We start from the raw sequence: 23916 nt of genomic DNA on the forward strand, positions 1-23916 counted from the left end.
GTCCCGGACCGAAGCTGAAGGAGAGTAGTGGCGAAGGTCCGGGTATATGAACTCGCCAAGGAGTTCGGTGTAGAGAGCAAGGCCGTTCTGGCCAAGCTCAACGAGATGGGTGAATTCGTCCGTTCGGCGTCCTCGACCATAGAGGCCCCCGTCGTACGACGCCTCCAGGAAGCCTTCAACAACGGTTCCGACGGCGGTCGCAAGGGTTCGGCTCCCAAGCCCGGCCCGCGTCCCGCCGCGGACAACGGTGCCGCCCCGAAGCCGGGTCCGGCTCCCAAGCCCGGCCCCAGGCCGGCTCCCGCGCCCAAGCCCGCCCCGCAGGGCGAGGCCGCTCCGCGCGCGAACGCGCCCAAGCCCGGCCCCAAGGCTCCCCGCGGCGAGGCCGGCGCCCGCCCCGGCGGCGCCCCCAAGCCCGGTGCCCCGGCCGGCCCCGGCGGCCGTTCCGAGGGCGGTCGCCCCGAGGGCGGCCGTTCCGAGGGCGGCCGTCCCGACCGCGCCCAGCGCGGTGGTGACCGCCCCGAGCGCGGCGACCGTCCCGAGCGCGGCGGGCCCCGTCCCGGCCCGCGCCCGTCCGGTCCCCGCCCGGGCAACAACCCGTTCGCGTCCAACGCCTCCGGCATGGGCTCCAAGTCGGCCGCTCCGCGGCCCGGCGGCGGCGCTCCGCGTCCGGGCGGTCCGCGTCCGGGTCCGCGTCCCGGCCCGCAGGGCGGCGGCGAGCAGCGCGCCCCGCGTCCCGGAGGCGCCGCCGGCGCTCCGCGTCCGGGCGGTCCGCGTCCGGGTCCGCGTCCCGGCCCGCAGGGCGGCGGCGAGCAGCGCGCCCCGCGTCCCGGAGGCGCGGCCGGCGCTCCGCGTCCGGGCGGTGCCGCGGGTCCGCCGCGTCCCGGCCCCCGGCCCGGGGTCCGCGCCCCAGCCCGATGAACATGCCCTCGTCCCGTCCGGCCGCACCCGCGGGTGGCGGTCGCGGCGGTGGCGGCGGTCGTCCCGGCGGCGGCGGTGGCCGCGGCCGCGGGGAGCCCCCGCGGGTTCCGGTCCGCGTCCCGGCGGTGTCGGTGGCGGCGGTCGTCCCGGCGGCTTCGGCGGTCGTCCCGGCGGCGGTGGCCGCGGTCGCGGCGGCGGTACGGCCGGTGCGTTCGGACGCCCCGGCGGCCGTCCCGGACGCGCCCGCAAGTCCAAGAAGCAGCGGCGCCAGGAGTTCCACGACTTCCAGGCCCCGTCGTTCGGCGGCGTCAAGATCCCGAGCGGCAACGACCAGACCATCCGCCTGTCCCGCGGCGCCTCGCTGTCGGACTTCGGCGACAAGATCGACGTCAACCCGGCGTCGCTCGTCCAGGTGATGATGCACCTGGGTGAGATGGTCACCGCGACCCAGTCCCTTCCGGACGAGACCCTGATGCTGCTGGGCGAGGAGCTCAAGTACAGGATCGAGGTCGTCAGCCCGGAGGACGAGGACCGCGAGCTGCTGGAGTCCTTCTCCATCGAGTTCGGTGAGGACGAGGGCACCGCGGAGGACCTGCGTCCGCGTCCGCCGGTGGTCACCGTCATGGGTCACGTCGACCACGGTAAGACCCGACTGCTGGACACCATCCGCAAGACCAACGTCGTCAGCGGCGAGGCCGGCGGTATCACCCAGCACATCGGTGCCTACCAGGTCGCCACCGAGGTCGACGGCGAAGAGCGCAAGATCACCTTCATCGACACCCCGGGTCACGAGGCGTTCACCGCCATGCGTGCCCGCGGTGCCAAGGTCACCGACATCGCGGTGCTGGTCGTGGCCGCCGACGACGGCGTCAAGCCGCAGACGGCGGAGGCCATCGACCACGCCAAGGCGGCCGAGGTGCCGATCGTGGTCGCGGTCAACAAGATCGACGTCGAGGGCGCCGACCCGCAGCGGGTCCGCGCGCAGCTCACCGAGTACGGCCTGGTGGCCGAGGAGTACGGCGGCGACGTCCAGTTCGTGGACATCTCCGCGCTCAAGGGCGACAACATCGACGCCCTGCTCGAGTCGATCGTGCTGACCTCCGACGCCGCGCTCGATCTCCAGGCCAACCCGGAGATGGACGCGCAGGGTCTGGCCATCGAGGCCTACCTGGACCGCGGTCGCGGTTCCATGGCCACGGTGCTGGTCCAGCGCGGCACGCTCAACGTCGGTGACTCGATCGTCTGCGGCGACGCCTTCGGCCGCGTCCGCGCCATGCTCGACGAGCACGGCCAGAACGTGCAGAGCGCCGAGCCGTCCCGTCCGGTGCAGGTGCTGGGTCTGACCAACGTTCCCAGCGCCGGTGACAACTTCCTGGTCGTCAAGGACGACCGGGTGGCGCGGCAGATCGCCCAGCAGCGCGAGGCGCGCGAGCGCTTCGCCCAGCAGGCGCGTTCGGCCCGCCGGGTCACCCTCGACAACTGGCAGAACGCCCTGAAGGAGGGCGAGCGCTCCGAGCTGCTCCTCCTCATCAAGGGCGACATGTCCGGTTCCGTCGAGGCGCTGGAGGAGTCCCTGCTCAAGATCGACGCCGGCGGCGACGAGGTGAGCATCCGGGTCATCGGGCGCGGTGTCGGTGCGATCACGCAGAACGACATCAACCTGGCGGCCTCCGCCGAGGCGATCATCGTCGGCTTCAACGTTCGGCCCGAGGGCAAGAACAGCGAGCTGGCCGACCGCATGGGCGTGGACATCCGGTACTACTCGGTGATCTACCAGGCGATCGACGAGGTCGAGGCCGCGGTCAAGGGTCTGCTCAAGCCGATCTACGAAGAGGTCCAGCTCGGCAGCGCGGAGATCCGCGAGGTCTTCAAGGTGCCGCGGATCGGCAACATCGCCGGTTCGATCGTCCGCAGCGGCCTGATCCGCCGCAACTCCAAGGCGCGGCTCATCCGCGACGGGGTCGTCATCTCCGAGAACCTCAACGTGGAATCCCTGCGCCGGTTCAAGGACGACGCGACCGAGGTCCGCGAGGGCTTCGAGTGCGGTATCGGCGTCGGCTACAACGACCTGCGTGTCGAGGACGTCATCGAGACGTACGAGATGCAGGAGAAGCCCCGCGACTGATCCCCGCGGAGCATGACCAGACGGGGCCCCGGCCGTGCGGCCGGGGCCCCGTGTTTCACGCCGCCGACAGCGGCGGACAACTCCACACACCACAGGTGATCACTTGTACGTTGGGGCGCTGACCCTGGACGTCCTTCTCGGTGACGTCCACTCGCTCAAACAGAAGCGTTCGCTGGTCCGACCCGTCGTCTCCGAGCTGCGCCGCAAGTTCTCCGTCTCGGTCTCCGAGGCGGGCGACCAGGACCTGTACCGCCGGGCCAAGATCGGCGTCGCGGTGGTCGCGCCGACGGCGGCGCACGCCCGGGAGCTGATGGACTCCTGCGAGAGCTTCGTCGCGGGCCGTCCCGAACTGGAGCTGCTCTCCGCCAGGCAGCGGCTCTTCAACGAAGAGGAAGACTGACCATGGTTGACGCCGCACGCGCGCGCAAGATCGCCGACCGCATCCAGCGCATCGTCGCCGAGATGCTGGACCGGCGCATCAAGGACCCGCGCCTGGGATTCGTCACCGTGACCGACGCGCGCATCACCGCCGACCTGCGGGACGCCACGGTGTACTACACGGTGTTCGGTACCCCGGACGAGAAGGCCGCCTCCGCCGCCGCCCTGGAGAGCGCCAAGGGCGTGATCCGCAGCGAGGTGGGGCGCCAGACCGGCATCCGGCACACGCCGAGCCTGGCCTTCGTCGTCGACGAGGTGCAGGAGAACGCCCAGCACATCGAGGAACTGCTGCTCAAGGCCCGCCAGTCGGACGCGGAGCTGGCCGAGAGGGCCAGCGGCGCCGAGCCCGCGGGTGAGGCCGACCCCTACCGGGCGCCCCGCGAGGACGAGCGCGACGAGGACGAGTAACACCCCGGCGGCGGCGCGGACCGCGCCGCCGCCCTTCACCACGAGGGAGCACCATGGCCGAGAGCGGCGTCGTGGTCGTCGACAAGCCCGCCGACTGGACCTCGCACGACGTGGTCGCCAAAGCGCGCGGGCTCGCGCGCACCCGCAGGGTCGGCCACGCGGGCACCCTGGACCCGATGGCCACCGGGGTCCTGGTGCTGGGCATCGAGAAGGGCACCAAGCTCCTGGGCCACCTGACCCTGACGGAGAAGGTCTACGAGGCGACGATCCGCCTCGGCCTGACGACCAACACCGACGACGCCGAGGGCGAGCCCCTCGTGCGCGCGGACGCCTCCGGGGTCGGCGAGGAGGCCGTGCGCGCCGCCGCCGGCAGGCTCACGGGGCGGATCGAGCAGGTTCCTCCGCAGGTCAGCGCGATCAAGGTGGACGGCAAGCGTGCCTACAAGTCGGCGCGTGAGGGCAAGGAGGTCGCCCTCAAGGCCCGCACGGTCACCGTCGCGGAGTTCACGGTCACCGAGGTGCGCCGGGTCTCCGACGCCGACGGGGGGTTCGTGGACGTGGACGCCGCCGTCACCTGCTCCAGCGGCACCTACATCCGTTCGCTGGCCCGTGACATGGGCGCCGACCTGGGCGTGGGCGGGCACCTGACGGCGCTGCGGCGCACCAGGGTTGGCCCCTACGACCTGTCCCGGGCGCGCACGCTGGACGAGCTGGCCGAGGAGTTCACGCAGGTCCCGCTGGCCGAGGCCGTGGCCGCGGCCTTCCCCGCGCGCGCCCTGAGCGAGGACGAGGAACAGCGGATCCGGCACGGCAACCGGATCGACCCGGACGGGTCCGGAAGCGGCCCGGTCGGCCTCTTCGCCCCGGACGGCCGCGTCGTCGCCCTGGGAGAGAACCGCCGCGACCACATGAAGCCCCTGGTGGTCTTCGAACCCGCCTGATTCCGCGCGGTCCCGCCCGGTCAGACGGTCCCCAGGAACCGGGCGAGGACCGCGGTCAGCTCGCCGGGGCGCTCCACGGACGGCAGGTGGCCGGTGTCGGGCATCTCCAGCAGCCGCGCCCCGGGCACGCCTTCGGCGTACAGGTCCGCGACCTCCCGTACCTGGGCGATCTCCGACAACCCCTTCACCACCAGCGTCGGCACCGCGATCTCGCCGAGGCGGGCGCCGGCGGGCCGCTCCGGCCAGCGGGTGGTGGCGACCGGCCCGGACCACTCGCGGGCGAGCGTCTCGCGCAGCATGAGCAGCACCAGGTCCCAGGCCTCCGTCGGCAGGTCCTCGGGCACCCGCCCGGGGCCCAGCACCACGAACCGGGCCTGGGCCTCGGCCATCACCGCCACGTCCCCGGGATCGGGGTCGGCGCGTCCCGCCCGGTAGACCTCCAGGCGTTCGTGGGGGACGGCGCCCAGCACCATCTTGCGCGCCTCACGCACGAAGACCTCCGGCCACTCGTGTCCCGACATCCCCGGACAGACCAGGGCCAGGGCCTCCACCCGCTCCGGCGCGGCCAGCGCCGCGTCCACGCAGTAGGCGCCCCCGAAGGACGCGCCGACCAGGGTCGCCCGGTCGATCTCCAGGGCGTCCATGAGGGCGAGCAGGTCCTCGTGGTGGTCGACGGGACCCTCGTGGTCGGCGGAGCCGCCGCGGCCGCGCCAGTCGTAGCGGACCACCCGGTGGGTCTTGGCGAACTCGGTGAACTGGTGGTCCCACATGCGCCGGTCGGCCGCACCTGCGTGCACGAAAACGATCGCGGGACCGGAACCGGCCTCGTCGTACGCCAGTCGGGTCGCACCCGTGTCGATCATCGCCATCGGTGCACGGTAACCGCCCCGCGCACGTGTGCCAACCCGGCTCCGCCCCGGGCCCAGCGGCCGGGCGGGCGCCCGGGCCTCAGCGGTGGCGGAGCCCGGCGTCCTCCAGTTCCTCCCGGACGACGCGGTGCATCGCCTGGGAGAGCAGGCCGAGGCGTCCGGGGTCGGGCCCTGCGGTCCGCTCCTCCAGCTCCAGGCGCTCCTCGAGCCAACGGCGCATGAGCGCGGTCGGTTTCACGTCCTTGGCCGACGCGGCCCCGCGAAGCCGGTCCATGGTGCGCTCGGGCTGGCGGACCGAGGACACGACCATGACCCGGTCCCCGGGGCCGGGACCGCGCCGTTCCGGCTCGGCCGACTCGATGTCCTCGCTGATGCCGTGTTGGCCTTGGTACCCGGCCAGTTCGTCGAGCCGCCCGTCATCCATGATCGTCACGCCTTCCGTTGGAGCGTCCTCCGCTCCTTGGAGGTCGTCTCCCGGGCGGTCACCACGTACCAGGAACGGTGGTCCCCTCGCGCCCGGCCAACGTCCAGCAGGGGAAACGTCCAGTAGGGGGACCGGACCGCTTCCTCGACCTCCTGCGGAGAGACTCCGGGGCGAGTGATCTGCGCTTCGCCGTCGTCCGTCCAGTGAATCCATATGCCCGCGCAGCAACGTGATACATCGTGATACGTGAGACGAACGTCGTCGAGGATGACCGGTGGCGGGCCGGCGCCCACCACCGCTAGGGAAGGCGCTGGCCTTCGAGAGCCCGTGGGGCGTGGCCCGGCGTGTGCTGGGCCACACACCCCTTGTGTCGGTGGGGGACCCGCGGACGTGGCACCCTTGGTTCGTGCGGGTTCCGGGCGCGCTGGGCGCCACGGGCTCCGCGCGGACCACGAGCAGCGACGAGCAGGGGAGCCGGACGTGCGGCGATGGGACGGGCTGGAGGGCGTTCCCTCCGGGTGGGGGCGCTCCGTGGTGGCGGTCGGCGTGTTCGACGGAGTGCACCGTGGCCACCAGGCCATCCTGGAGACCGCGGTCGGGCACGGGCGCGAACTCGGCCTCCCGGTCGCCGTGGTGACCTTCGACCCCCACCCGCAGACGGTGCTGCGCGGCACCACCCCGCCGGTACTCACCCCCCTTGAGCGGCGGGTGGAACTGCTGACCGGGTACGGCGCCGACGCCGTCTGCGTCCTGCCCTTCACCAAGGACCTGTCGTCCCTGACGCCGGAGGAGTTCGTCCAGCGCGTCCTGGTCGACCGCCTGCACGCCGCGGCCGTGGTCGTGGGAGAGGACTTCCGCTTCGGCCACCGCGCCGCGGGCGACGTCGCCGCTCTGGCCGCGCTGGGGGCCGAGTACGGCTTCACCGCCGACGGGGTCGCCCTGGTCGCGGACGGCGACACCATCACCTCCACGCGCGTGCGCGGGCTGCTCGCCGAGGGCGACGTGGCCGGGGCCGCCGAGCTGCTGGGCCGCCCGCACCGGGTCGGGGGCGAGGTGGTGCACGGAGCCGCGCGCGGCCGCGAGCTGCTGGGCTTCCCCACCGCCAACATGGACCTGCTCCCCGACACCGCCGTCCCCGGCGACGGCGTCTACGCGGGCTGGCTCCACCGCTCCGAGCCCGTGCCCGGGCAGGAGTCGCGCTGGCCCGCCGCCATCTCCGTGGGCACCAACCCCACGTTCGACGGCGCCGAGCGCACCGTGGAGGCCTACGCCCTGGACCGCGACGACCTGGACCTGTACGGGCTGCGCATGACGGTGGACTTCACGGTGCACATCCGCGGTCAGGAGCGCTTCGACAGCATCGACGAGCTGATCGTCGCCATGCGCCGGGACGTCGACCGCTGCCGCGAGGTCCTGCGCGCGGGGTAGGGCGCGGAACGGGGGAGACCCGGTCCGCGCCCGGCCACGGCCCGCCACCTCGTGGTCTGCGGTAGGGTGGTCGCTGTCCACGTGTGCCCACGGCCGGTCGCCTCCGCGCGTACCGTCGCCGGGGGAGCGCGGCGCACCCACGCCGTCGGCGGCGGGCCGCGCACCACACGCGACGGTGACTGTTCGTACGCGCGGTCACCGCGTCTGTTCCCGGTCGCATACCGGGTTCCACACCGCGTACCGACTTTCCAGTGAAGGAGCGACGTGTCGATCGACACCGCCACCAAAGAGAAGATCATCGCCGAGTACGCCACCGGCGAGGGTGACACCGGTTCCCCCGAGGTCCAGGTCGCGCTGCTCACGCACCGCATCACCGAGCTGACCGAGCACCTCAAGGGCCACAAGCACGACCACCACAGCCGCCGCGGTCTGCTGCTGATGGTCGGTCGCCGCCGCCGTCTGCTCAAGTACATCGCCAAGCAGGACATCACCCGCTACCGCTCGCTCATCGAGCGCCTGGGTCTGCGCCGCTAGGTTGTCGGCGGGAGTGGCTTCGGCCGCTCCCGCTTTGTTAGTAAGGTGTGACGCGACGGTGGTCGAACACCGCCGTCCACCCCAATTCCACAGTGAGAAACACCCGCTCCCCACCCCGGCGCAGAGTCGGGGCCGGTCCTCGGTAGTGGTCCCCGGACATTCCCTCAGGGCATGCCGTGGGCTTCGATCGATGACCGGCCGTCATCAACTCCGGGGCACGGACGCGGGAAACGAATCACCAGCGCCGGCACGCCTTCCGTGCCCGGCGCCACGAACGCGAACACGTGTAGTAGGAGGTCGCCCATGGAGGGCGTGTACTCGGCCGAAGCCGTCATCGACAACGGCTCCTTCGGCACCCGCACCATCCGCTTCGAGACCGGTCGCCTGGCCCGCCAGGCCGCCGGGTCGGCCACGGTGTACCTGGACGACGAGACCGTCGTCCTGTCCGCCACCACCGCCTCGAAGCGCCCCAAGGACAACCTCGACTTCTTCCCCCTGACGGTGGACGTCGAGGAGCGCATGTACGCCGCGGGCCGCATCCCCGGCTCCTTCTTCCGGCGTGAGGGCCGCCCCTCCGAGGACGCCATCCTCACCTGCCGCCTGATCGACCGGCCGCTGCGCCCGTCGTTCAGGAAGGGCCTGCGCAACGAGATCCAGATCGTCGAGACGGTCCTGGCCCTGCACCCCGAGCACCTGTACGACGTCGTCGCCATCAACGCGGCCTCGATGTCCACCCAGATCGCCGGGCTGCCCTTCTCCGGCCCGATCGGCGGCGTGCGCGTCGCCCTCATCGACGGCCAGTGGGTGGGCTTCCCGACCCACGCCGAGCTGGAGAACGCCACCTTCGACATGGTGGTCGCCGGCCGCGTCCTGGCCGACGGCGACGTCGCCATCATGATGGTGGAGGCCGAGTCCACGGTCCGCACCCTCAAGCTGGTCGCCGAGGGGGCCGTCGGCCCCAACGAGCAGACCGTCGCCGAGGGCCTGGAGGCCGCCAAGCCCTTCATCAAGGTCCTGTGCAAGGCCCAGCAGGCCGTCGCCGACCAGACCAGCCGCGAGCAGGGCGAGTTCCCGATCTTCCTCGACTACGAGGACGACGTGTACGCCGCCGTCGAGGGCGCCGTCCGCGAGGAGCTGTCCAAGGCGCTGACCATCGCGGACAAGCAGGACCGCGAGACCGAGCTGGACCGCGTCAAGGCCTCGGCCGCCGAGAAGCTCGCCGAGGACTTCGAGGGCCGCGAGAAGGAGATCGGCGCCGCCTTCCGCTCCCTGAGCAAGCAGCTCATGCGCGAGCGCGTGCTGCGCGACGGGATCCGCATCGACGGCCGCGGCCCCAAGGACATCCGCCAGCTGAGCGCCGAGGTCGGCATCCTGCCGCGGGTGCACGGCTCGGCCCTCTTCGAGCGCGGCGAGACCCAGATCATGGGTGTCACCACGCTCAACATGCTGCGCATGGAGCAGACGGTTGACACGCTCAACCCGGACAAGACCAAGCGCTACATGCACAACTACAACTTCCCGCCCTACTCCACCGGTGAGACCGGTCGGGTGGGCTCGCCCAAGCGGCGCGAGATCGGGCACGGCGCCCTCGCCGAGCGCGCCCTGCTCCCGGTCCTGCCCGCCCGCGAGGAGTTCCCCTACGCCATCCGTCAGGTGTCGGAGGCCCTGGGCTCCAACGGCTCCACCTCGATGGGCTCGGTCTGCGCCTCCACCATGTCCCTGATGGCGGCCGGCGTGCCCCTCAAGGAGATGGTGTCGGGCATCGCCATGGGTCTGATCAGCGAGGGCGACGAGTTCGTCACCCTCACCGACATCCTGGGCGCCGAGGACGCGTTCGGCGACATGGACTTCAAGGTCGCCGGTACCCGTGAGCTCATCACGGCCCTGCAGCTGGACACCAAGCTCGACGGCATCCCCGCCGAGCAGCTGGCGCTCGCGCTCCAGCAGGCCCGCGGCGCGCGCCTGGCCATCCTCGACGTCATGCAGGAGGCCATCGAGCGTCCGGCCGAGATGAGCCCGAACGCTCCGCGCATCCTCACCGTCAAGGTCCCGGTGGAGAAGATCGGCGAGGTCATCGGCCCCAAGGGCAAGATGATCAACTCGATCCAGGACGACACCGGCGCCGAGATCACCATCGAGGACGACGGCACGATCTACATCGGCGCCACCGACGGCCCCTCGGCCGAGGCCGCGCGGGACACGATCAACCAGATCGCGAACCCGACGATGCCCGAGGTCGGCGACCGCTACCTGGGCACCGTCGTCAAGACGACCACGTTCGGCGCGTTCGTGTCGCTGCTGCCCGGCAAGGACGGCCTGCTGCACATCTCGCAGATCCGCAAGCTGCACGGCGGCAAGCGGATCGAGAACCTCGACGACGTGATCAGCATCGGCGAGAAGATCCAGGTCGAGATCCGCGAGATCGACGACCGCGGCAAGCTGTCGCTGGTCCCGGTCGAGGTCGTGGAGGCCGAGTCGGCCCAGGCCGCCCCCGCCGCCGAGGACGAGGGCTCCCCGGCCGAGGAGGAGGACGGCGACAGGAACGGCGGGGAGGCCCCGCGCCGTCGCCGCCGCCGCAGCTCGGGCGGGCGTTCGGAGAACACCTGATCCTGACCGACGCCGGGGCGGTCGCACCTTGGGTGCGGCCGCCCCGGCGCGTATCCTCGGCCGGAACCGCCGGGTGGACCGGCCACCGACGTCCCGACGAAGAAGAAGGATCCATGAGCTCTGTCCCCATCGCCGCCGAGCAGGACCCGGACACGACCGTGACGCTGCTGGAGCCGGACGGCGGTACCGGACTGGTGCGCCGCACGGTGCTGCCGGGCGGCCTGCGCGTGGTCACCGAGGCGGTGCCGGGCGTGCGCTCCGCCGCGTTCGGGATCTCGGCGACCACGGGTTCCCGTGACGAGGACTCCGCGCACGCGGGCTCGGCGCACTTCCTGGAGCACCTGCTGTTCAAGGGGACCAAGGAGCGCTCGGCGCTGGAGATCTCCGCGCTGCTGGACGGTGTGGGCGCCGACCACAACGCCTACACCACCAAGGAGCACACCTGCTACTACGCGAAGGTGCTCGACCGCGACCTGCCGCTGGCCGTCGACGTCATCGGTGACATGGTGGCCAACTCGGTGCTCGACGAGGGCGAGGTGGAGACCGAGCGGGGCGTGATCCTGGAGGAGATCGCCATGTACGAGGACGAGCCCGCCGACCTGGTGGACGACGTCTTCGCCGCGCACTTCTTCGGCGACTCGCCGCTGGGCCGACCGATCCTGGGCACCACCGACACCATCGGGGCGCTCTCCCGCGACCGCATCGCCGAGCAGTACCGCGACGCCTACGTGCCCGGCGAGCTGATCGTGACCGCCGCGGGCAGCCTGGACCACGACCTGGTGGTGGAGCAGGTCCGTGCTCTGTTCGCCGGGCACTCGGCCGCCGCCGGGGACGCCCGTCCCGCGCGCCCCCGCATCGGCGGCTCGCCGGTCGCCACCTACGGCGGCACTGTCGTGCAGTCGCGCGAGACCGAGCAGGCGCACATCATCCTGGGGTCGGAGGGGCTCTGCCGCACCGACCCGCGGTGGCACGCGCTGCGGCTGCTCAGCGCCGCCCTGGGCGGCGGTATGTCCTCGCGCCTGTTCCAGGAGGTGCGGGAGAAGCGCGGTCTGGCCTACGCTGTGCACGCCTACAACGCCGACTACGCCGACACCGGCAGCTTCCAGATCTACGCGGGCTGCCTGCCGGAGAAGGCCGACGAGGTCATCGGGGTGTGCCGCGAGGAGCTGGCGAAGGTGGCCGCCTCGGGCATCACCGAGGAGGAGCTGACCCGCGCCAAGGGCCAGATCCAGGGCTCGCTGGTGCTGGGCAGCGAGGGCACCAACGCGCGGATGGGGCGACTGCTCTCGCACGAGCTGAACCGGCCCGGACACTACTCGATCGACGAGAGCCTGGCGCTGTTCGACGCGGTCACCGGCGCGGAGGTGGCCGAGGTGGCGGCCGACCTGCTGTCGCGGCCGCGCGCGCTCGCCGTGATCGGCCCCTACGCGGCCGACCGGGTCTTCTGACCGGCCGGCCGGGAACGGCGCCGCCGTGACGTACACGGCCCCGGTCCGCTCCGCGCACGCGGAGCGGACCGGGGCCGTCGCGTTGCGCCCTCAGGCGGTGAGCCCGCGCACCAGGTCGCCGCGGGCCCGGGCGACCCGCGAGCGGATCGTGCCCACGGGCACGTCGGCCAGCCGTGCCGCCTCGGCGTAGGACAGGCCCTCCACCTGGGTGAGCACGAACGCCTGCCGCCGCTCGGCCGCGAGGCCGTCCAGCAGGCAGAGCAGGGCCACGTGCTCGTCGAACCGGACGGTCCGGCCGGGCAGCAGGTCCCAGTCGGCGGGGTGTACGCAGTCGGGGCGGGCCGCGTCGCGGCGGTAGCGGTCGGCGACGGTGTTGCGGGCGATGGCCAGCAGCCAGGTCCGCGCCGGGGCGCGTCCGGCGAAGCGCGGCAGGCCGCGCAGGGCCCGCAGGTAGGTCTCCTGGCTCAGATCCTCGACGCGGTCGGGGTGGACCCTGCGGGCGATGTAGCGGACGACGTCGGGACGGGTGCGCCGGACGAACGCGTCGAGCGCGGCGGCCGAGCCCTCGCGGGCGGCGAGCGCCAGCCGGTCGAGTTCGCCGTCCCGTTCGCGCCAGCGTTCCTCCGCCCGGGGGGAGGCCTGCGAACGGACGGGCTCGTCCGCTTCGCCCGCCGCGGGGGACCTCGGCGGGTCGGTGCGGTGGTCGCGCCGCGGACGGCGCGCCGGGCGGTCGGGGCGGGAACGGCGCGCCCGTGCCGGGCGCTGCTCCTGGAAGAGGGTGTCGGTGGGCATCGGTGCTCCGGGTTCCGGCGTGCACCAGCGGTCCGGCGGCCGGTGGCCTCGGACGGTGGTGCGCGCGGTGACGGGAGCGTGCGCGGCCGGCCCCCGACGGGGGCCGGTTCCGGGCACGCGGGGACCGGACACGCCTCCGGACGCACGCGCGGAGGCGCGGCGGTGCGGAGGACGCGGCGTGGGGGGCGCTGACCCGGACACCCGTGTCCGCCCGGGCGGAGCCGGGACCGCGCGGCCGTTCCCTCCGGGGACGCGGCGCGGCGCGAGGACGGCTCGGAGCCGGTCACCCCGCGGAACGCGGTCGTCGAGGCGCAAGGCGCACTGGCGGCGCGTGGGCGGGCAGGGGCCGGGTCAGCGGCCCGGCGCGTGTTCGCGGACGCCGACCGCCGTGCGGCGGACGGTGGCGCGGTCGAACACGGCCTACGCCGCGGGCGGCCCCCGCAGAACCAGGCTGTGCCGGAGGTAGGGCGCTGCCGGGGCGGGCGTCCCGCGATCGGGGAGCGGGGCCGAGGGCACCCGCTCGGGCACCAGCCGCGGGACCGCGAGCACCAGGACGGGTAGCAGCGCGGCGGCGGCCAAGCGCAGGTAGGCGAAGAGCGCCGCCTCGCCCTGACGCAGCCACCAGGCGCACACGGCGCCCGCCACGAGGTGGGCGACGAGCATCCGGGCGCCGCCCGAGGCGGCCTCTACGGCGGCGGGGTCGGCCGCGTGGGCGCCGTGGGCGCCCGCCGCCTGGGCCGTGGAGAAGACCAGGTGCAGGGCCAGCTGGCCCCACGCCATCCATCCGGCGATCGCGCCGAGTCCGCGCTCGCGGCCGGTCGCGGCCCAGGCGGAGGCGTAGACCAGGACGGCGCCGAAGAGCAGTCCGCCCAAGGGGACGGCGTGCTCGGAGGACAGCGCGTGGCCGCCCACGGACACGGCGGAGCACACCGAGGCGAACACCCCGGCGCGGGCCGCGCGCAGGGGTGGCCGCTCCGTCATGGGTTCATCGTCGCACCCGTTCCGGGTCCCCGCCCAGGGGGGTGGGCCGAGTGGTCGTCCGCGCGGAAGCGCCCCCTCACACGGTCCCGGAGGCCGGAGGCGGCCTCCGGGACCGGGGCGCCCCGGTTCTCCGCCTGCCCGGCGGCCCCTCCGGCGGGCCCGCTCCCGGGGCCCGGGACGCCTCACCCCTCCAGCAGGGTCTGCCCCACGTACCCTCCCTCCGCGCAGCCCGGCGGGACGGCGAACACGGCCGAGCCCACGGCGGTCACCCACTCGTTGAGCAGGTCCAGCTCGTCCAGGCTCCGCTGGATGGGCACGAACTGGCGCAGCGGGTCGGCCTGGAAGGAGGCGAACAGCAGCCCCGCCTCCTCGCCGCCCGAGCCGCGTTCGTCGTAGTTGTAGGCGCGTCGGAAGATACGCTGGTCCGGGTCGTCGGTGCGGGCCCGCCTGATGTGCGCGAAGTCCGCGATGACGGTCAGCCCGGAGGAGTCCGTGGCTTCCAGGTCCGCCTCGTCGTGCTCCTCGGCACCGGTCAGCGGCGCGCCGTCGTCCAGGCGGCGGCCGATGACCGCCTCCCGGGCGGGCCGGTCCAGCTCGTCCCAGGCGTCCAGGTGGGTGGCGATGCGGCGCAGTACCAGGCTCGTGCCCCCCTTGAGCCACCGCGGCGGGTTCCCGCCCCAGACCAACCGGTCGAAGTCCGCGGTTCCCGGCGCCGGGTTGACGGTCCCGTCCACCTGTCCCATCAGGTTGCGCATGCTGGTGCCCTCGGGCTGGGAGCCGTGGGCCCGGCGGAAACCGCTCTGCGTCCACCGCACCCGCGCGAACGCCCGCGCGTCCTTGAGCATCATCCGCACCGCGTGGGAGACGGTCACGGGGTCGTCCGCGCACACCTGGAGCAGCAGGTCCGCCTCGCCCCACGCCGGGTCGAGCCGGTCGTGCCCGAACTCGGGCAGGGGCCCGAGCCAGTCCGGCACCGCGTCGGGGTCCACCCGCTCCACCAGACCCCGTCCGAACCCGAACGTGGTGGTGAGCCGGGCCGGGACCAGGGCGAGTTCGGGCTCGGTGTCGGCCAGGGCGGGCTCGCCCCGGGACAGGCGGGCCGCGTCGTCGCTGAGCAGCCGCAGGAGCCGGCCGACCGCGTCCGCGTCCGTCCCCGGTTCCAGGTCCAGCGCGACGAAGGTGCCGTGCGTCTGCGGCGGGGTCTCCACGCCCGCCTGCCGCACGCCGTGGAACGGCACGGTCAGCGTGCCGTTGAGCGGGGGCGCCTGGGGGGCCGCGGCGGGTTCCGCGGCCCACCGGTGGGCGAGCGCGCCCCCGGCCGCGCCGACACCGGCCGCCGCGCCGCCCAGGAGCAGCCCTCTGCGGCTGAGCCGGGACTCGCCGCCCATCAGTGGTCCCCGTGCCCTTCGTCCCCGTGCGCCTCGCCGCCCTCGTACTCCTCGTCGGCCCCGGCGTAGTCCTTGACCGCGGCGGTGAACTCGGTGGTGGAGCCGTCGGAGAACTCCACGGTGACGGTCGCCTCGGCTCCCGGCCGGAGGTCCTCGGTCAGCTCCATGAGCATGATGTGGTCTCCGCCGGGCTCCAGGGCGGCGCTGCCCCCGGCGGGGATCGAGAACCCGCCCTCCTTCTCGCGCATGGTGGCGTCGGTCCCCTCGGAGACGACCTCGTGCAGCTCGACCAGCCCGGCCGCGTCGTAGTCGGCCGAGACGACGGTGATCTCCTCGTCGGAGCCGTTGGCCAGCACACCGAAGACGCCGGTCATCCCCTCCTCGGCGGTGACGGCCTTGATCCAGGGGTCGGTCGCGGAGAAGGCGTCGGCGGCGGTCGCCGCGCTGTCGGCGGCCTCCTCCGCAGGGGCGGCGCCCTGCTCCTCCGCCCCGCCGCAGGCGGTGAGGCCGAGGCCGAGGCAGAGCAGCGAGGCGGCCCATGCGGTACGGCTGGTGCGGATGCGGTCCATGTTCCCTCCAGGGGTACGAGCCGCGTTCTCGCGGCCGTTCCCCCTACGGGTCGGATCGCGGGGCCGTCCGGTTCCCGGCGTCCGGGTGCCCCGCGCCGCGAACGGTCCGCGCACGCCGACGGGGCGGGCCCGGCACGGCCGGACCCGCCCCGTCGGCGGTTGCTAGGACCTCTTCGGCGTCCGCTTGCGGACGGTGATGCGCTTGGGCCCGCGGGCGTTGGCGGCGCCGTGCACCACCACCTCCAGCAGCCCCTCGCCGTAGCTGGCCTCGATGTCCTCCTCGTCCACGGCCTCCGGGAGGCTGATCTCCCGGCGGAACGTGCCCATGAACCTCTCGGAGGAGTAGTAGACGACGTCGTCCCCGTCCCGGCGGCGCTCGCCGCTGATGGTGAGGATGCCGTTGTTCAGGCTCACGGCCACGTCCTGCTCCTGGACCCCGGGGACCTCGCAGCGGACGATCAGGTCGTTGCCCCGGGCGAGGATGTCGGTGGGCGGGCTCCACGCGTCGGCGTGCCCGCGCTCGCGTTCACCGGCGTTGCCGGTCTCCATCGAGGACATGCTGTCGGAGATGCGGTTCATCTCGGTGATCATGTCCACCACACCGTGGAAGGGGTTTTGGAACTTCTTCGGCGCCACGGCGGCCTCCTTTCCTCGTGCTGACGGGAGCTAGTCGCGCGCCTGCTTCTCCGGGGAGCGGTCGGACCGGGGCCGGTCCTCGGCGCGCTGCTCCCTGGGGCCTCCGGGCCTGGGTTCCTCCGACAGCGCCTTCATCAGGCCCCAGACCATGAGTAGCAGGATGATCGCGAAGGGCAGACCTGTGACCACCGACGCGGCCTGGAGCGCCGACAGCGCGTTCTCCCCGCCCAGCACCAGCAGGATCAGGGTGACCGCGCCCTCGCTGATCGCCCAGAAGGCGCGCTGGGCCTTGACCGGCTTGAGGCTCCCCCCGCTGGCGAGCGTGTCCACCACCAGGGAGCCGGAGTCGGAGGAGGTGACGAAGAAGACCGCCACCACGATGATCAGCAGTACGGAGATGATGCCGCCGATGAGCGGCCCCCCGGGCAGCAGCTCCAGGAGGCGGAAGGACCGGTCCTCCTCGCTCAGCGCGCTCAGTCCGGCGTCCCCGAACAGCTCGTAGTACAGGCCTGAGCCGCCGAACACCCCGAACCACAGGATGGACACGGCGACGGGTGCGAACAGCGCCCCGATGACGAACTCGCGGATGGTGCGGCCGTAGGAGATCCGGGCCAGGAAGATGCCCACGAACGGGGCCCAGGAGATCCACCAGCCCCAGTAGAAGATGGGCCACGCGGTGGTCCAGGCCGCCGCCGTCTCGTCGACGAGCGGGCTCGGGAAGGCCAGGCTCCACTCGACGATGTTGCCCAGGTACTCGCCCGCGCCGGTGGTCATGATGCTGGCGATCCACAGCTTGGGGCCCAGTGCGAAGACGACCACCAGCAGCAGGAAGGCCAGCCACAGGTTGATCATCGACAGGCGGCGGATGCCCTTGTCGATGCCCGAGAGCACGCTGAAGAGCGCGATCGCGGTGATGAGGATGATGATGATCGACTGCACGGTGGCGTTCGAGGGGATGCCGAAGACGTGGTTGAGCCCGCCGTTGATCTGGAGGGTGCCCAGGCCCAGCGAGGTGGCCAGGCCGAAGATCGTGCCGAAGATGGCGAGGATGTCCACGACGTTCCCGGGCCAGCCGAAGGCCCGGTCGCCCAGGAGGGGGTAGAGCGCGGAGGCGGGGCGCAGGGGCAGGCCCTTGCGGAAGGCGAAGTAGCCCAGCGACAGGCCGAGTGCGATGTAGATGGCCCAGGGGTGGAAGCTCCAGTGGAAGTAGCTCAGGGCCAGGGCCTCGCCCGCCGCTTCGGGCGGGGGCGGTTCACCCTCGGGGGTGACGAACTCGGCGGAGCGCGGCGAGGTCAGGTGGTGGATGGGCTCCGACACTCCCCAGAACACCAGGCCGATGCCCATGCCGGTGGTGAACAGCATGGCGAACCAGGCCAGCGTCCCGAACTCGGGCCTGGAGTCGGCCGGGCCCAGCCGGATCTTCCCGAACCGGCTCAGCATGAGGAAGATCGCCATCACCAGGAAGAAGGTGGTGGACAGGACGTAGACCCAGCCCAGCTTCTCGCCTATCCAGTCGCGCGTGGCGGTGGCCGCGTTGAGCATCGGCTCGGTGGCCACGATGCCGACGATGACGAAGGCGAGGATCACGACCCCGGAAACCCCGAAGACCGTGGGGTTGGTGTGTTCTCGGATGTACTCGCGTAGGGATGAGATGCTGGCTCCTTCCCAGCCCCGGAGGGTCGCTTTCCCTGGTCGGGGGATGACGGACCGGTGCGGGCACCGGCCCACGGACATGTCCCGTGGGATGGTAGATGCCAGAAGCCTTTTCGTGAAGCAATTGCACAATCGTGGAGTGTTGTCCTACGAGCGGCGAAATATCCCTTGCGGTGCCATGGGCCCTGACTGGACACATGACTGCATATGTCCGCACGTATCGGGGTAGGAGAGGTCACCCCCGTTCCGCTCGTCCCCTGCGGGTGCCATGCTCACGGCCGTCACCGCCACCGTCGCCCCTTCGGACTCACGGCTCCGTCTTCGCGGACAGCCGGTCCAGAGCCGTGCCGATCCGGTCCAGCCAGTCCGTGATCGTGGCCAGCTCCTCCAGCGAGTAGTCGGCGTGCGCGTTCGTCATCGCCTCGCGCATGCCGGGCGCGGTGGCGGGGCCCAGGCGCGCGGCGTCGCCGGTCAGCCGGACGGCGACCTTGCGCCGGTCCTCGGGATGGCGGGTGCGCTCGGCCAGGCCGTGCGCCTCCAGCCGGTCGATCACCCCGGTCACCGAACCGGTGGACAGGCACAGGCTGTCGGCTATCTCGCCCGGCGTCATGGAACCGCCCACCCGCAGCAGTGTGTAGCACTGGAAGTCGGTCGGGTTCATCCCCGAGCGCTCCGCCATCCGGTGCAGCATGCGGATGAGCCGTACGGCGAGTCGCTGCCCGTCGGTCTGCAACGCGTCGTAGAGTTCGGCCCGCGACCTGACCTCGGGATCCGCGGTTCCGGACCCTTCGAAGCCGGTGGGAGAGGATGCGGCCGACGCGGTGTCCATGGTTCCTCTCTCGCGTTCGTGGCCGGTGGCTCCGGCCGTTCCTGGAATTCTAAGCGCCACCGGGACGCACGAACCCTCTCCGGGAGGCGCACTCCCCACCAGCGAAGGGTTTGACCCTCGCAGAGGGGGAAGTAGTTCGGTTGCCAAGATTCATGGAAACCGAGTTGCATTGTCCGGATGCTACCCGGGGAGGACACCGTCAATCCCATCCTGAACACCCACAGGCACCCGCGCCCGCCGGACGCCGGAGTCGCCGACGAGCGCTCCGCCCTGGAGGAGTCGCTCAAGGACTACCTGGAGCGCAGGCTCCGCGACTCGGAGGACCTCGACGGAGAGTTCGGCCGTGACCTGGCCGGCACGACCGTCCGCTTCACCCTGGACGGCGGCAAGCGGATGCGGCCCCTGCTCGCCTGGTGGGGTTGGCTCGCGGGCGGAGGCGCCCCCTCGGGGGAGACGGCCCGCGCCGCCCGACAGGCCTGCGCCGCGGTCGAACTCGTCCAGACCTGCGCGCTCGTCCACGACGACGTCATGGACGGCTCGCCGACCCGCAGGGGCCGCCCCTCGGTGCACGCCGCGCACGCCCTCGAACACGAGCGGGACGGCCACGTCGGCGACTCCCGCCGGTACGGGGAGGCGCTGGCCGTCCTCGTGGGCGACCTGGCCCTGGTCTGGGCCGACGACATGCTCAACGAGGCCCTGCCGGGCGTGCCCGAGCCCGGCCGGGCCCGGGCCGTGTGGCGTGAACTGCGCACCGAGATCATGGCCGGGCAGTTCCTCGACGTGCGCGCCCAGGCGCGCCGGGAGCGCTCTGAGGAGGCCGCCCTGCGCGTGGACCTGCTCAAGACGGCCTCCTACAGCGTCGAACGCCCCTTGCACCTGGGCGCGGCGATGGCCGGGGCCGACCCGGCGGCGGTCGGGGCCCTGCGCGGCTACGGCAGGGACGTGGGCATCGCCTTCCAGCTCAGGGACGACCTGCTCGGCGTCTACGGGGACAGCTCACGGACCGGCAAGCCCGTGGGCGAGGACATCCGCGAGGGCAAGTGCACGCTGCTGCTCGTGACCGGCACCCGCCTGGCCCGCGAGCGCGGGGACGACGCCGCGCTGCGGCTGCTCGACCGGATCGGCCTGCCCGGCGAGGACGTGGACCCCGCGGAGGCGGCCGACACGCTGGACCGCCTCGGCGCACGCGACCTGGTCGCGGCCAGGTGCCGTGAGCTCGCCGAACAGGGCCGGGCGCGCCTGGAGGGGCTCGACGCGCCCGCCCACGTGCTGGAGGGGCTGGGCGGTCTGGCCTCCCGGATCGCCCGTGACCGTGTGTGACCCGCCAGGCGGGGAAGGTATCAGCAATACCGGAGAGGAGCACCACCGTGCCTGAGGAGACCCCCGAGCCGCCTTCGCCCCGGTCCGGGCCCGGACCGCGCGGACGCGGTCCCGTGGTCGTCGTGGGCGCCGGCCTGTCCGGCCTGGCCTGCGCCCTGCACCTGCTGGGCGCGGGGCGCGAGGTCGTCGTGGTCGAGCGCGAGGCGCACCCGGGCGGGCGCGCGGGACGGCTCGACCTGGACGGCTTCCAGATCGACACCGGCCCCACGGTGCTCACCATGCCCGAACTCCTGGACGAGGCACTGGGCGCGGTCGGCGAGACCGTGGCCGACCGGCTGGACCTGGTGCCCCTCAGCCCCGCCTACCGCGCCTCCTTCGCCGACGGATCGGTGATCGACGTGCACACCGAGCGCGAGGCGATGGCCGCCGAGGTCGCCCGGGTGGCCGGGCAGCGCGAGGCCGACGGCTACCTGCGGCTGCGCGACTGGCTCACCCGGCTGTACCGGGTGGAGATGCGCTCGTTCATCGACGCCCGGTTCCGGTCCCCGCTGGACCTGGTCCGCCCCGACCTGTTCCGGCTCGTCGCGATGGGCGGCTTCGGCAGGCTGGCCCCCGCCGTGGGCCGCCACGTGCGCGACGAGCGGCTGCGCCGGATCTTCTCCTTCCAGTCGCTGTACGCGGGGGTGGCGCCGGAGAGCGCCCTGGCCGCCTACGCCGTCATCGCCTACATGGACACCGTCGCCGGGGTGTACTTCCCACGCGGAGGGATGCGCGCCCTGGGCGACGCCCTCGCGGGCGCGGTCACCAAGGCCGGGGGAGCCGTCCGCTACGGCCAGGAGGTCGCGCGCCTGGAACGCGCGGGCGACCGAGTCAGCGCCGTCGTCACCGCGGACGGCGAGCGCCTGGCCTGCGACCAAGTGGTGCTCACCGCGGACCTGCCCGCCGCCCACCGGCTGCTCGGCCACAAGCCCCGGCGCCCCGTGGCCGCGCGCTACTCGCCCTCGGCGGTCGTGCTGCACCTGGGCACCGACCGCACCTGGGAGCGGCTGGGCCACCACACCATCTCCTTCGGTGCCGCGTGGAAGCGCACCTTCACCGAGATCATCCGCGAGGGCCGCACCATGAGCGACCCCTCCCTGCTGGTCACCCAGCCCACCCTCACCGACCCGTCGCTGGCCCCGGAGGGGCGCCACCTGCTGTACGTGCTCGCCCCGGCGCCCAACCTGGCGGCGGGCCGCATCGACTGGGACCGCGAGGGTCCGCGCTACCGTGACCGCCTGGTCGGGGTCCTGGAGGAGCGCGGGCTGGAGGGGCTGGACGCCTCCGTGCGGGCCGAGCACCTGGTCACCCCGGCGGACTGGGCGCGGCAGGGGCTCGCGCACGGCACGCCGTTCTCGCTGTCGCACACCTTCGCCCAGACGGGGCCGTTCCGTCCGCGCAACACGGTCCCCGGCACCTCCAACGCCGTCCTTGCCGGGTGCGGGACCACACCGGGGGTCGGCGTGCCGACCGTGTTGATCTCGGGGAAGCTCGCCGCGGCCGAGGTGGTCCGCAGAACCGGAGGCGGCCGATGAACACGGGAGCCGCCGAACTCGACGCGGCCGGGATCACCGGCGGGCCGCTGCGGGAGGCCTACCTCAGGTGCCGGGCCCTGCACGCCCGCCACGGGCGCACCTACTACACGGCCACGCGGGTGCTGCCGCCCGAGCACCGGCCCGGGGTGCACGCCCTGTACGGCTTCGCGCGGTGGGTGGACGACATCGTCGACGAGCCCTCGCCGGGCGCCACGGTCGCGGAGCAGACCGCCCGCCTGGACGTCATCGACGCCGACCTGGCCCGGGTCCTGGACGGCGAACCCGCCAGGGACCCCGAGGCGGCGCCGGTGCTCTCCGCCCTAGCGCACACGGTCCACCGGTACGAGCTGCCGCACGCCTACTTCACCGCGTTCATGGCCTCCATGCGCATGGACCTGACGGTGGCCGGCTACCGCGACCTGGAGCACCTGCGCGAGTACATGTACGGCTCGGCCGCGGTGATCGGCCTCCAGGTGCTGCCAGTCCTGGGGACGGTGGCGCCGCGCGAGGAGGCGGCCCCGCACGCCGCCGCGCTGGGCGAGGCCTTCCAGCTGACCAACTTCCTGCGGGACGTGGCCGAGGACCTGCGGCGCGGACGCGTCTACCTGCCGGAGGAGGCGCTGGCCGCGCACGGTGTGGACCGCGAGCTGCTGGAGCAGTGCGCGCGGACCCGGGAGCAGCACCCGCGCGTGCGGGAGGCCCTCGCCGACCTGGTGGAGGTCAACCAGGGCTTCTACCGGCGGGCCGAACCGGGCATCGCGATGCTCTCCCCCGTGGCGCGCCCGTGTGTCGCCACCGCCTTCCGGCTCTACCGCGCGATCCTGGACGAGGTGCGTGCGGCCGACTACGACGTGTGGAGCGTCCGGCACCGCGTCTCGGACGCCCGCAAGGCGGCCGCCGCCGTACCCGCCCTCGCGCGGTCGCTGATCGCGCGCTCCCTGCGCGGCCGGGTACCGCGCCCGCGTACCGGCTGAGGACGCGCGGTCCGCCCCGACCCCTCGAACCACGTACCTGGAGGACCCCGTGACACTGCCCGACCCGCGACCGCGGCGGCTTCCGCTGCGCCGCATGCCCGCCACCACGTGGAGGAAGCAGGAGCCGACCTGGCGGGAGGGCTCGCCCTCCGTCATCGGGTCGGCGCTCAAACGCGCGCTCGCCCGGCCCTCGGGGAACTGGTTCGTGCTGGCCGCGAGCACCGAGGTCCGCGCGGACCGGCCGTTCGGGCGCGTCGTGGCCGGGACCGAGCTGGTGGCCTGGCGCACCCCGGACGGGACCGCGCACGCGGGGCCGGGCGCCTGCCCGCACCTGGGCGCGCCGCTGTGCCGGGGCGCGGTGGACTCCGGGCGCCTGGTGTGCCGGTGGCACGGGTTGTCGCTGGACGGCGGCGGCTTCCCCGGGTGGGACCCCTACCCGGTGCACGACGACGGCGTCCTGGTGTGGGTGCGCCTGGACCGGGAGGGCGGTGAGGAGCCCCTGGACGAGCCGGTGGTCCCCGAGCGCCCCGCGCTGCCGGGGAGCCTGGTGGCGGTGGAGAGCCTGGCGGGGCGGTGCGAACCCGAGGACGTGGTGGCCAACCGGCTCGACCCCTGGCACGGTTCGTGGTTCCACCCCTACTCGTTCGTGGGGCTGAAGGTGACCGAGGTGCCCAAGGGAGCCGACCCCGCCCCGGACCGCATGGTGGTGGACGTGGGGTTCCGGGTGGCGGGACGGTGGGGCGTGCCGGTGCGCGCGGAGTTCCGCTGCCCGGACCCCCGCACGGTGGTCATGCGCATCATCGAGGGCGAGGGCCTGGGCAGCGTGGTGGAGACGCACGCCACGCCGCTGGGCGTGGACGACAAGGGCGTGCCGCGCACGGCGATCATCGAGGCGACCGTGGCCAGCTCGGAGCGGATCGGCTTCCTGCTGGCCCGCAAGCTGGCGGGTCCGGTCGTGCGCCCCGTGATGCGGCTGGCCGCCCGGCGACTGTGGAAGGACGACTTGGACTACGCGGAGCGCCGGTACCTGCTCAGAAGCACCGGCCGCTGGCCCGGCTGA

20 protein-coding genes and 1 pseudogene are annotated in these 23916 nt (G+C 73.2%); 12 read left to right on the top strand and 9 right to left on the bottom strand.

What is annotated here, in order from left to right; genetic code table 11:
* The first annotated feature begins 27 nt into the window (after window positions 1–27).
* The 4 genes and pseudogenes from infB (at window position 28) to truB (ending at window position 4830) form a co-directional block, all read left to right on the top strand.
* A pseudogene (infB, locus tag KGD83_RS28485) lies at window positions 28–3043 on the top strand (translation initiation factor IF-2).
* A 103-nt stretch (window positions 3044–3146) separates the two neighbouring features.
* Window positions 3147–3443 (top strand): DUF503 domain-containing protein, encoded by a 297-nt coding sequence (locus KGD83_RS07240; protein ID WP_013154599.1) that lies wholly within the window; start codon window positions 3147–3149, stop codon window positions 3441–3443.
* A gap of 2 nt (window positions 3444–3445) precedes the next feature.
* Complete coding sequence (rbfA, locus tag KGD83_RS07245; protein WP_130394938.1) at window positions 3446–3889, top strand: 30S ribosome-binding factor RbfA; 444 nt, start codon at window positions 3446–3448, stop codon at window positions 3887–3889.
* Between the two features lie 53 nt (window positions 3890–3942).
* Window positions 3943–4830 (top strand): tRNA pseudouridine(55) synthase TruB, encoded by an 888-nt coding sequence (gene truB, locus KGD83_RS07250; RefSeq protein ID WP_212643095.1) that lies wholly within the window; start codon window positions 3943–3945, stop codon window positions 4828–4830.
* A gap of 20 nt (window positions 4831–4850) precedes the next feature.
* Here the strand turns inward: truB and KGD83_RS07255 are convergent, their stop codons facing one another.
* Together KGD83_RS07255 and KGD83_RS07260 are read right to left on the bottom strand one after the other, a co-directional pair.
* On the bottom strand, window positions 4851–5699 hold the full coding sequence (locus KGD83_RS07255) for an alpha/beta fold hydrolase (protein WP_212643096.1): 849 nt from the start codon (window positions 5697–5699) through the stop codon (window positions 4851–4853).
* 79 nt (window positions 5700–5778) lie between these two features.
* Complete coding sequence (locus tag KGD83_RS07260; protein ID WP_212643097.1) at window positions 5779–6132, bottom strand: hypothetical protein; 354 nt, start codon at window positions 6130–6132, stop codon at window positions 5779–5781.
* A gap of 471 nt (window positions 6133–6603) precedes the next feature.
* On the opposite strand from KGD83_RS07260, the gene KGD83_RS07265 reads away from it, so the two are divergent.
* From KGD83_RS07265 to KGD83_RS07280, 4 genes are all read left to right on the top strand, one after another.
* A complete protein-coding gene (locus tag KGD83_RS07265; RefSeq protein ID WP_212643098.1) occupies window positions 6604–7551 on the top strand; it encodes a bifunctional riboflavin kinase/FAD synthetase in 948 nt (315 codons plus the stop codon).
* A 264-nt stretch (window positions 7552–7815) separates the two neighbouring features.
* Complete coding sequence (rpsO, locus tag KGD83_RS07270; RefSeq protein ID WP_013154592.1) at window positions 7816–8085, top strand: 30S ribosomal protein S15; 270 nt, start codon at window positions 7816–7818, stop codon at window positions 8083–8085.
* A 303-nt stretch (window positions 8086–8388) separates the two neighbouring features.
* Window positions 8389–10692: a polyribonucleotide nucleotidyltransferase gene (locus KGD83_RS07275; RefSeq protein WP_212643099.1), complete on the top strand. Its 2304-nt coding sequence runs from the start codon at window positions 8389–8391 to the stop codon at window positions 10690–10692.
* Window positions 10693–10805: 113 nt separating this feature from the next.
* Window positions 10806–12140 carry a M16 family metallopeptidase gene (locus KGD83_RS07280; protein WP_212643100.1) on the top strand — a complete coding sequence of 445 codons (1335 nt, stop codon included), beginning with the start codon at window positions 10806–10808 and terminating at the stop codon, window positions 12138–12140.
* 90 nt (window positions 12141–12230) lie between these two features.
* On the opposite strand, the gene KGD83_RS07285 is transcribed toward KGD83_RS07280, so the two are convergent.
* From KGD83_RS07285 to KGD83_RS07315, 7 genes are all read right to left on the bottom strand, one after another.
* Window positions 12231–12932, bottom strand: a complete 702-nt coding sequence (locus KGD83_RS07285) for a sigma-70 family RNA polymerase sigma factor (RefSeq protein WP_212643101.1) — start codon at window positions 12930–12932, stop codon at window positions 12231–12233.
* A 420-nt stretch (window positions 12933–13352) separates the two neighbouring features.
* The gene (locus KGD83_RS07290; protein ID WP_212643102.1) at window positions 13353–13913 is read right to left on the bottom strand and encodes a hypothetical protein; all 561 of its coding nucleotides are present in this window, start codon (window positions 13911–13913) and stop codon (window positions 13353–13355) included.
* 182 nt (window positions 13914–14095) lie between these two features.
* Window positions 14096–15301 carry a Dyp-type peroxidase gene (locus KGD83_RS07295; protein WP_212643103.1) on the bottom strand — a complete coding sequence of 402 codons (1206 nt, stop codon included), beginning with the start codon at window positions 15299–15301 and terminating at the stop codon, window positions 14096–14098.
* Window positions 15301–15870 (bottom strand): copper chaperone PCu(A)C, encoded by a 570-nt coding sequence (locus KGD83_RS07300; protein ID WP_212643104.1) that lies wholly within the window; start codon window positions 15868–15870, stop codon window positions 15301–15303. The genes KGD83_RS07295 and KGD83_RS07300 overlap by 1 nt, the downstream gene beginning before the upstream one ends.
* Before the next feature lie 162 nt (window positions 15871–16032).
* Complete coding sequence (locus KGD83_RS07305; RefSeq protein ID WP_212643105.1) at window positions 16033–16506, bottom strand: Hsp20/alpha crystallin family protein; 474 nt, start codon at window positions 16504–16506, stop codon at window positions 16033–16035.
* A 30-nt stretch (window positions 16507–16536) separates the two neighbouring features.
* Window positions 16537–18093, bottom strand: a complete 1557-nt coding sequence (locus KGD83_RS07310) for a BCCT family transporter (protein ID WP_249352193.1) — start codon at window positions 18091–18093, stop codon at window positions 16537–16539.
* Between the two features lie 373 nt (window positions 18094–18466).
* Entirely contained in the window at window positions 18467–18988 is a 522-nt protein-coding gene (locus KGD83_RS07315; RefSeq protein ID WP_212643106.1) for a MarR family winged helix-turn-helix transcriptional regulator, read from the bottom strand.
* Between the two features lie 177 nt (window positions 18989–19165).
* Between KGD83_RS07315 and KGD83_RS07320 the strand changes: the two genes are divergently transcribed.
* From KGD83_RS07320 to KGD83_RS07335, 4 genes are all read left to right on the top strand, one after another.
* The gene (locus KGD83_RS07320; protein WP_212643107.1) at window positions 19166–20308 is read left to right on the top strand and encodes a polyprenyl synthetase family protein; all 1143 of its coding nucleotides are present in this window, start codon (window positions 19166–19168) and stop codon (window positions 20306–20308) included.
* 113 nt (window positions 20309–20421) lie between these two features.
* Complete coding sequence (gene crtI / locus KGD83_RS07325; RefSeq protein WP_212644308.1) at window positions 20422–21882, top strand: phytoene desaturase family protein; 1461 nt, start codon at window positions 20422–20424, stop codon at window positions 21880–21882.
* On the top strand, window positions 21879–22856 hold the full coding sequence (locus KGD83_RS07330) for a phytoene/squalene synthase family protein (RefSeq protein ID WP_212643108.1): 978 nt from the start codon (window positions 21879–21881) through the stop codon (window positions 22854–22856). The genes crtI and KGD83_RS07330 overlap by 4 nt, the downstream gene beginning before the upstream one ends.
* Window positions 22857–22905: 49 nt before the next feature.
* Window positions 22906–23916 (top strand): DUF5914 domain-containing protein, encoded by a 1011-nt coding sequence (locus KGD83_RS07335; protein WP_212643109.1) that lies wholly within the window; start codon window positions 22906–22908, stop codon window positions 23914–23916.

Source organism: Nocardiopsis akebiae (assembly GCF_018316795.1).
Classification (GTDB): Bacteria; Actinomycetota; Actinomycetes; order Streptosporangiales; family Streptosporangiaceae; genus Nocardiopsis; species Nocardiopsis dassonvillei.